The following is a 7,172-nucleotide window of genomic DNA, read 5'->3' as shown; positions in this document are numbered from 1 at the left end:
GTTAGTTGAAGGTATCAATGAAGGTTAGAAGGTTAGAAGGTTAGAAGGTTAGAAGGTTAGAAGGTTGAAGGTTTAAGGTTAGGAGGTTGAAGGTTAGGAGGTTGAAGGTTGAAGGTTAGGAGGTTGAAGGTTGAAGGTTAGGAGGTTAGGAGGTTGAAGGTTGAAGATCGGATTATTGTTCCTTTGGATGTGCCGAGCAAAGAAGATGCGATCGCATTAGTGGAGCAGTTGCCTGAGGTTAGCTTTTGGAAAGTAGGGCTGGAACTGTTTGTGAGCACTGGTTCTGAGATTATTCATACTCTCAAACATCGGCAAAAGCGGATATTTCTGGATCTTAAATTTCACGATATCCCCAATACGGTCGCTGGAGCAACAAGGGTTGCAGCCGCCTATGGTGTGGACTTAATCACCATTCATGCTGTTGCTGGTCGCAATGCTCTCAAACGAGCGGCTGAAGCGGCAGTTGAGGGAGCTTTGACAGCGGGATGTCCCCCCCCAAAGTTAATTGGTATTACTCTACTCACCAGTCTCAATTCCCGGGATTTGGCCTTTGACCTGAAAATTCCGATCGAGTTGCCCGAATTTGTCTTACAAATGGCACTACTCGCTCAAGAGTCAGGTTTGAATGGGGCAGTGTGCTCCCCCATGGAAGTATCACAGCTACGACAAGTGTGTGGTGATGATTTTCTCCTGGTTTGTCCAGGAGTACGCCCCCAATGGTCAGAAAAAGGTGATCAACGACGGGCAATGACCCCACTAGCTGCTCTACAAGCTGGTGCAGATTACCTAGTTATAGGGCGACCAATTACCGCTGCTGACGACCCAGTGGCTGCCTGGAATAGGATTTGTGAGGAATTAGCTGGTACTGGTGTATAGCTTTCAGCTGACGGGATTACTTCTAATTGCTTACTTGGGATTACAGATTAATGGGTTGAACCTTAGCAAGTTGAACCTAGAAGGTTTCCCAGAAAACTTTCAACTACACTTCTTTCAGAAGTTGGGAACAGGGAACAGGGAACAGGGAACAGTGGACAAGAATTCACGAAAACAGTATCAGAAAACTACTTTTGAAAGAGGTCTACTGTTGAACCTACCCTTCTCGAACGCCTTTGGCCAACAACCTACCAACTTTCAACTGACCAACCTTCAACCTGTCAACCTTCAACCTGTCAATCTTCAACCTGTCAACCTTCAACCTGTCAACCTTCAACCTGTCAACCTTCAACCTGTCAACCTTCAACCTGTCAACCTTCAACCTGTCAACCTTCAACCTGTCAACCTTCAACCTGCCAACTTTCAACCTACTAACCTTCAACCTCCCAACCTTCAATCTGCCAACCTCCAACCGACCAACCTTAACCCTTCAAGGTTCCTCCGACCTGCCAACCTTCAACCTTCACCCCGTCCAACCTGTTCGGTAGAGGTGGAAACCTTAACCTCCCTATTGCTGAAGGATTTACCTAGCTATGCCAATCGAGTGATTCAGAGGGCGCGGCGCTCAGACTCCACTGTGGACAATTTCAGTTATGTAATCGTGGCAGGAAAGCCAGAGTTTGAACCTCTGCCCCTTAAGTCCTTTCAATCCACGACTGTACCTAACCCAACGGATAGCGAAGCACTTCAACAAATCTTTCTAACTACCCTAGAGCGCAAGTATTTCAAGGATAAAGCTGTAGAGTTTCAGAATTATCACTGCTATTTTTGACCAAAAGCTCTGATGGCTGGCGCTTAGTGATGATTTTTTCCCGTATTGGTTCTGTTTCAGAAGGCAAACTTCCTACACCGCCACGGGAAAGTACTAATGGTGTTATTGGTCAAGCGGTTAAGACTTGGCTCCGGGATTGTCGTGCTGGGACAATTCGAGCCTTTGAACAGAATCCCGTCAATTCCCGTCCTTGAGACAGCAAAGCATTCAGCCGTCAGTGGTCAGCCGTCAGTGGTCAGCCGTCAGCTTATTTTATTCAAAAGCACCGATTGCGCTACGGGCATCAGCTGATAGCTGATACGCGACACGCTGATAGCTTACGTTTAGAAAGATTTAAGAATTTAGCGCTGATTTCCTTCACTCTTCTAAAATCTCTACTAAGTCCTGAACCATTACATCAAACGTCCTGGCTAATTTATCCATAGAAGTATAGTCAATTGTTTTTAGACCAGGACAGCGGGCATAGTGTCTTACAGTGCTGTAAATCACTCCGGAACGGTCAGAAACTTCCTTGAGTGTCCAGCCCTTCTCCTGTGCTAGTTCTCGTACTTTCAGTCTGACTAAACCCATACTTGACAATTGATGAAGTTTATAGTTTAATAGTTCAATCGAGCAAACTATGAAAAGCGATCGCCCTCAAAAAATTTAAACACCAGGGCGATCGCACATAGCAAACCTCATGTCAAGAAACATGGAGGTAATACTAATTATGTTAACAACACCTAGCCATAAATTACCCGTAGTCACCGTATCTAAAATCAACCATAAATCGCGAGTGGTTCATCCACTGGCACGATTTGTCACTGAAAATACGGTAGCCTTGTTTTTTAATATCCAACCAGAGGAAATTTATCGCATCGATTGCTGGCAGCACGTTGTTTACGTACACGCCAAAGGTGTCAGTCAATTTGTCAGCTACGCCGATTTTCCGCCAATTTTAGGGGTAGACCCCCCAAAAACTGGAGATTACGACCGCTGGCTTAAACGGCGGGACAAAAGGCACAAATCCAAGCAATCCCTGGGTTTTTGGAGCCGATTCTACGCCCAGCAGTTTAAGCAAGCTTCCTCAAAGCTTAATCTTTATCAGTGGGGAAAATTGGTTGGTCTAGTCAAACGTGTACTTTTTGAGGCAGAATTGCAACAATTGCGGCAAATGTATGTGAACGAGAAAAGTTGGTGGGACGATTTTTGACTAGATACTATATCCTGATTCTATTGAGTCTTCTGTGTTTAACTGGCTGTAATTCCCCTGATAGTGCAGTTTTACAGTCCAACCAGGACAGTACTTTGAAGCTACTGTACTGGCAAGCACCCACTATCCTCAATCCCCATCTTTCTAATGGTTACAAGGATTCCGAAGCGAGTCGGATTACCCTTGAACCTCTGACTAGTTATGACAAAAATGGGGAGATGGTTCTGTTTTTGGCAGCAGAAGTTCCTACGGTAGAGAATGGTGGAATTGCTGCTGATGGTAAGTCGGTGACTTGGAAACTAAAGCGCAATGTAAAGTGGTCCGATGGCACCCCTTTCACCGCTGCTGATGTGGTGTTCACTTATGAGTTCATCACCAATCCAGCCGTAGGTTCGACTACTGCTAGTACCTATAAAACTATCAAAAACGTTGAAGCAATCGACGACTACACAGTCAAAGTCAACTTCAAGGATGTTAATCCAGCTTGGTTTTTAGTCTTTTCCGGTAGTGATGGCATTATTTTGCCACGGCATTTATATCAAGATTTCAATGGTGCCAATGCACGACAAGCGCCAGCCAACTTGATGCCTGTAGGAACCGGTCCTTATCAGGTCGTAGAATTTAAGCCAGGGGATACTGTAGTTTATCAGCCAAACCCTAACTTCCGAGAAGCCGATAAACCCTATTTCGAGCGAGTAGAACTAAAAGGCGGTGGTGATGCTACCTCTGCTGCTAGAGCAGTCTTACAAACCGGCGATGGGGATTATGCCTACAATCTGCAAGTGGAAGCACCGGTGTTGAAGCGACTGGAAGCGGGGGGTAAAGGTAAAGTGGTGGCTATCTTTGGGGCGTTGGTAGAACGGATTTTAATCAATCAAACCGACCCCAATCAACAAGCCCCCTCTGGAGAACGGTCTAGTGTCAAATTTCCCCATCCGTTCTTCAAAGACAAGCGAGTGCGTCAGGCTTTTAACCTAGCCCTAGACCGGGAAACCATTGCCCAACAGCTTTATGGACCAACGGGCAAAGCCACAGGGAATTTCTTAGTGTTACCAGAGCAATATAAGTCTCCCAATACTACCTATGAATTTAACCCTAAAAAAGCGGTAGCCTTGTTGGAGGAAGCAGGCTGGAAAGATACCAATGGTAACGGGATTCGGGATAAAGATGGGGTGGAGATGACCGTGTTGTTTCAGACTTCGGTCAATCCCGTGCGCCAGAAGACTCAGGAAATTGTCAAACAGACCCTAGCCTCGATTGGGGTTGGGGTAGAACTCAAGAGTATTGATGCTAGTATTTATTTCTCTGGTGATCCAGCCAACACCGATACTAACCAACGCTTCTATGCTGACCTACAAATGTTCACCACAGGGAATGATAGCCCCGACCCTGGTGCGTATCTGAAAACCTATACCTGTGATGAAATTTCCCAGAAAGCTAATCAATGGTCTCGAAAAAATGTCTCTCGCTACTGTAATCCGAAATACGATCAGCTTTGGCAGCAGTCTACAAAGGAGTTAGACCCAGAAAAACGTCGGAAAATCTTTATCCAGATGAATGACTTACTGGTTAAAGATGATGTGGTAGTTTTGCCCATTGTCCATCGGGCTGACGCAGCTGGGTTTAGCAATCAGCTGGAGGGTTATGACTTGACACCATGGGATCGCAATACTTGGAATATTATGGATTGGAAGCGGAAGTGATAGTTATTCCTAATTTTTCAAGTTTCAAGTTTCAATTAACGTCAGCTATCAGCTATCAGCTATCAGCTATCAGCTATCAGCTAGGAGGGATTTTAACTATAGGGGGTCGAATGAGTAAAATGAGCAGGGATTTTCAACGAGCCGTACCAGCATAAGCTTGTTTACTACCTCCTGTTCATTAGCTGACGGCTGTTCGCGTAGCGTGGCCAACGGCCAACGGCTGATAGCTGAATGCTTACAAATTAACTAATAATCAATTTCAATGACGCGATACTTAATTAATCGTCTTTTAGTTTCTATTCCCACCTTGATTGCTATCAGTATCGTAGTATTCGGTATCCTGGCCTTAGCACCTGGAGACCCGATGGGGGAATTTGCCACTAATCCTTCGATTACCCCAGAAGTGCGGGAAAATATTCGTCGAGCCCTTGGTTTAGACCAACCCATCCCGATTCGGTATATTAAATGGGCGTGGTCATTTATCCAAGGGGATATGGGATACTCCTTCACTAGCCGTAGTCCTGTTAGTGCCCTAATGCTCCAGCGTTTACCTACTACGTTATGGGTTGTAGGTTCCGCTTATATTTTTGCTGTATTGCTGGCGTTTCCCTTAGGAATAATTTCGGCACTTAAACGTTACTCTATCTTTGATAACATTGTCACCACCCTGGCTTTTCTAGGATTTTCTCTACCAACCTTTTTCACTGGTTTGCTGTTCATTATTCTGTTTAGTGTCCAGCTAAATTGGTTACCGTTTATCTACGACAGCACCCTGAAGGTAACAGATTGGAATAGTTTTGTTATCCAAGTCAAGCAGTCTATCATGCCCATCGTAGTATTAGGCTTATTTCAAGCAGCAGTATTGATGCGTTTTATTCGTTCATCCATACTCGAACAGCTAAATCAAGACTACGTGCGTACTGCTTATGCTAAGGGATTACATCAATTTGTAGTGGTCAATCGCCATATCTTACGGAATGCTCTGATTCCGGTTGTTACCTTAGTCGCCCTAGATATTCCTACTGTATTCACTGGTGCTTTAATCACTGAACAAGTATTCCGAGTACCTGGAATTGGTGCTTTGCTGATTGATTCTATCTATCGAAACGATACACCAGTAGTGATGGCGATTACCTTTATCTACGCTATTTTAATTGTAGTCTTTAATCTAGTCGCTGATATCCTTTATGGCATTCTAGATCCGAGAGTTCAGATAATATAGTAGGGAACAGGGAACAGGGAACAGGGAACAGGGATTAGGGAGTAGGGATTAGGGATTAGGGAATAAAAACTATCACAATTCATGATATAAATGCTATAGCTAACTGAGGTCTACAGCAGTCTATATTATAGCGTTTATCGCAGTTATGAGGTACGCTTATCAACCTCAAAGTCCCCCTTATTAAGGGGGATTTAGGGGGGTCATTTTGTACCTTATGGGATATAGAATTGCTATATAATGAGGTACACAGAATTTTTAAACTATTACTTATTAGAACTTAACTGCTCCCTGCTCCCTGCTCCCTGCTCCCTAAAATTTACCTCACCTAATTAAAAGCCTATACACTATACAAAAAATGAATTTTCTGTGGAAGTTTTTTGGTGGAGATGGATGGCGTCGGTTTCGCCAAGACCGAATGGCTGTAATCGGGTCTATTGTACTTATAATTATGGTGCTTACCATTGTTTTAGGGCCATTCATTGATAAAACACCTATTGACAAAATTGACTTTAGTCTATCCAGTGCGCCACCAAGTTGGGAACATCCTTTTGGTACTAATGATTTAGGGCAGGATCAACTGGCTCGGGTATTGTGGGGGGGACGCATCTCTTTAACGGTGGGGATTGCGGCTATGGTAGTGGCGATTTCCTTGGGAACTTTAATTGGAGCGTTATCGGGTTTCTATGGAGGAGTAATTGATACCTTCCTAATGCGTCTGACGGATTTATTTTTAGCATTACCTCAGCTACCGTTGTTACTGTTAGTGATTTATTTATTCCGAGATGTCATGCGGCAGCTGGCTGGGCCAGAGTTGGGTATTTTTATATTGATAGTGCTAGTAATTGGTTGCTTGAATTGGATGTCGGTGGCGCGATTAGTACGAGCTAGTTTCTTGACAGTGCGAGAGATGGATTTTGTAACAGCAGCTCGCTCGATTGGTGCTAAACCTCGTCGATTGATTTGGGCTCATATTCTTCCTAATGTGCTTAGTCCGGTAATTGTTGCGGCTACCTTGGCGGTGGGAAATGCAATTATTACTGAGTCTACTCTGAGTTTTTTAGGCTTAGGGTTTCCCCCTGATGTTCCTACCTGGGGACGTATGCTATTTGATGCCCAAAATTATATTGAAATAGCGCCTCATATGGCAATTTTTCCGGGATTAGCAATTTTTTTAACAGTGCTTAGTATTAATTATATTGGGGATGGATTGAGGGATGCTTTGGATCCGCAAACAAGGAGGAAGTAGGGAATCGGGAATCGGGAATCGGGAATCGGGAATCGGTAATCGGGAATCGGGAACAGGGAATCGGGAATCGGGAATCGGGAGTAGGGAGTAGGGGACTACATCAG

The 7,172-nt window shown here is 44.4% G+C and carries 9 protein-coding genes; 8 read left to right on the top strand and 1 reads right to left on the bottom strand.

Annotated features, from left to right (window positions below; genetic code table 11):
- Positions 1-153 precede the first annotated feature (153 nt).
- From pyrF to F6K20_RS17635, 3 genes are read left to right on the top strand one after another with little or no spacing between them, the layout of a single operon-like run.
- Positions 154-876 carry an orotidine-5'-phosphate decarboxylase gene (pyrF, locus tag F6K20_RS17645; RefSeq protein WP_008185210.1) on the top strand — a complete coding sequence of 241 codons (723 nt, stop codon included), beginning with the start codon at positions 154-156 and terminating at the stop codon, positions 874-876.
- Entirely contained in the window at positions 869-1,705 is an 837-nt protein-coding gene (locus F6K20_RS17640; RefSeq protein ID WP_287295460.1) for a pentapeptide repeat-containing protein, read from the top strand. Before pyrF ends, F6K20_RS17640 begins: the two co-directional genes overlap by 8 nt.
- Positions 1,702-1,899, top strand: a complete 198-nt coding sequence (locus tag F6K20_RS17635) for a hypothetical protein (protein ID WP_287295458.1) — start codon at positions 1,702-1,704, stop codon at positions 1,897-1,899. The genes F6K20_RS17640 and F6K20_RS17635 overlap by 4 nt, the downstream gene beginning before the upstream one ends.
- A 163-nt stretch (positions 1,900-2,062) precedes the next feature.
- Here F6K20_RS17635 and F6K20_RS17630 read toward each other — a convergent pair whose 3' ends face one another.
- On the bottom strand, positions 2,063-2,275 hold the full coding sequence (locus F6K20_RS17630) for a helix-turn-helix domain-containing protein (RefSeq protein ID WP_008185208.1): 213 nt from the start codon (positions 2,273-2,275) through the stop codon (positions 2,063-2,065).
- Between the two features lie 139 nt (positions 2,276-2,414).
- Here F6K20_RS17630 and F6K20_RS17625 point away from each other — a divergent pair, with 139 nt between their 5' ends.
- The 5 genes from F6K20_RS17625 to F6K20_RS17605 all read left to right on the top strand — a co-directional run bounded on the left by F6K20_RS17625 (position 2,415) and on the right by F6K20_RS17605 (position 7,068).
- The gene (locus F6K20_RS17625; RefSeq protein ID WP_008185207.1) at positions 2,415-2,897 is read left to right on the top strand and encodes a hypothetical protein; all 483 of its coding nucleotides are present in this window, start codon (positions 2,415-2,417) and stop codon (positions 2,895-2,897) included.
- The gene (locus F6K20_RS17620; RefSeq protein WP_287295456.1) at positions 2,894-4,600 is read left to right on the top strand and encodes a peptide ABC transporter substrate-binding protein; all 1,707 of its coding nucleotides are present in this window, start codon (positions 2,894-2,896) and stop codon (positions 4,598-4,600) included. Before F6K20_RS17625 ends, F6K20_RS17620 begins: the two co-directional genes overlap by 4 nt.
- The gene (locus tag F6K20_RS17615; protein ID WP_287295454.1) at positions 4,555-4,755 is read left to right on the top strand and encodes a hypothetical protein; all 201 of its coding nucleotides are present in this window, start codon (positions 4,555-4,557) and stop codon (positions 4,753-4,755) included. Before F6K20_RS17620 ends, F6K20_RS17615 begins: the two co-directional genes overlap by 46 nt.
- Before the next feature lie 107 nt (positions 4,756-4,862).
- Positions 4,863-5,822, top strand: a complete 960-nt coding sequence (locus tag F6K20_RS17610; RefSeq protein WP_008185204.1) for an ABC transporter permease — start codon at positions 4,863-4,865, stop codon at positions 5,820-5,822.
- Between the two features lie 355 nt (positions 5,823-6,177).
- Positions 6,178-7,068 (top strand): ABC transporter permease, encoded by an 891-nt coding sequence (locus tag F6K20_RS17605; RefSeq protein WP_008185203.1) that lies wholly within the window; start codon positions 6,178-6,180, stop codon positions 7,066-7,068.
- Positions 7,069-7,172: the final 104 nt, after the last annotated feature.

This window comes from Moorena sp. SIO2C4, from assembly GCF_010672485.1.
Taxonomy (GTDB): domain Bacteria; phylum Cyanobacteriota; class Cyanobacteriia; order Cyanobacteriales; family Coleofasciculaceae; genus Moorena; species Moorena producens.
The sequence above is the reverse complement of the archived record's forward strand: the minus strand, read 5'-3'. Positions and strand labels throughout refer to the sequence as shown.

Coding starts and splice junctions, on each gene's coding strand:
- F6K20_RS17630 (WP_008185208.1), bottom strand. CDS start 2,275: ATGGGTTTAGTCAGACTGAAAGTACGAGAACTAGCACAGGAGAAGGGC.
- F6K20_RS17625 (WP_008185207.1), top strand. CDS start 2,415: ATGTTAACAACACCTAGCCATAAATTACCCGTAGTCACCGTATCTAAA.
- F6K20_RS17615 (WP_287295454.1), top strand. CDS start 4,555: ATGGGATCGCAATACTTGGAATATTATGGATTGGAAGCGGAAGTGATA.
- F6K20_RS17610 (WP_008185204.1), top strand. CDS start 4,863: ATGACGCGATACTTAATTAATCGTCTTTTAGTTTCTATTCCCACCTTG.
- F6K20_RS17605 (WP_008185203.1), top strand. CDS start 6,178: ATGAATTTTCTGTGGAAGTTTTTTGGTGGAGATGGATGGCGTCGGTTT.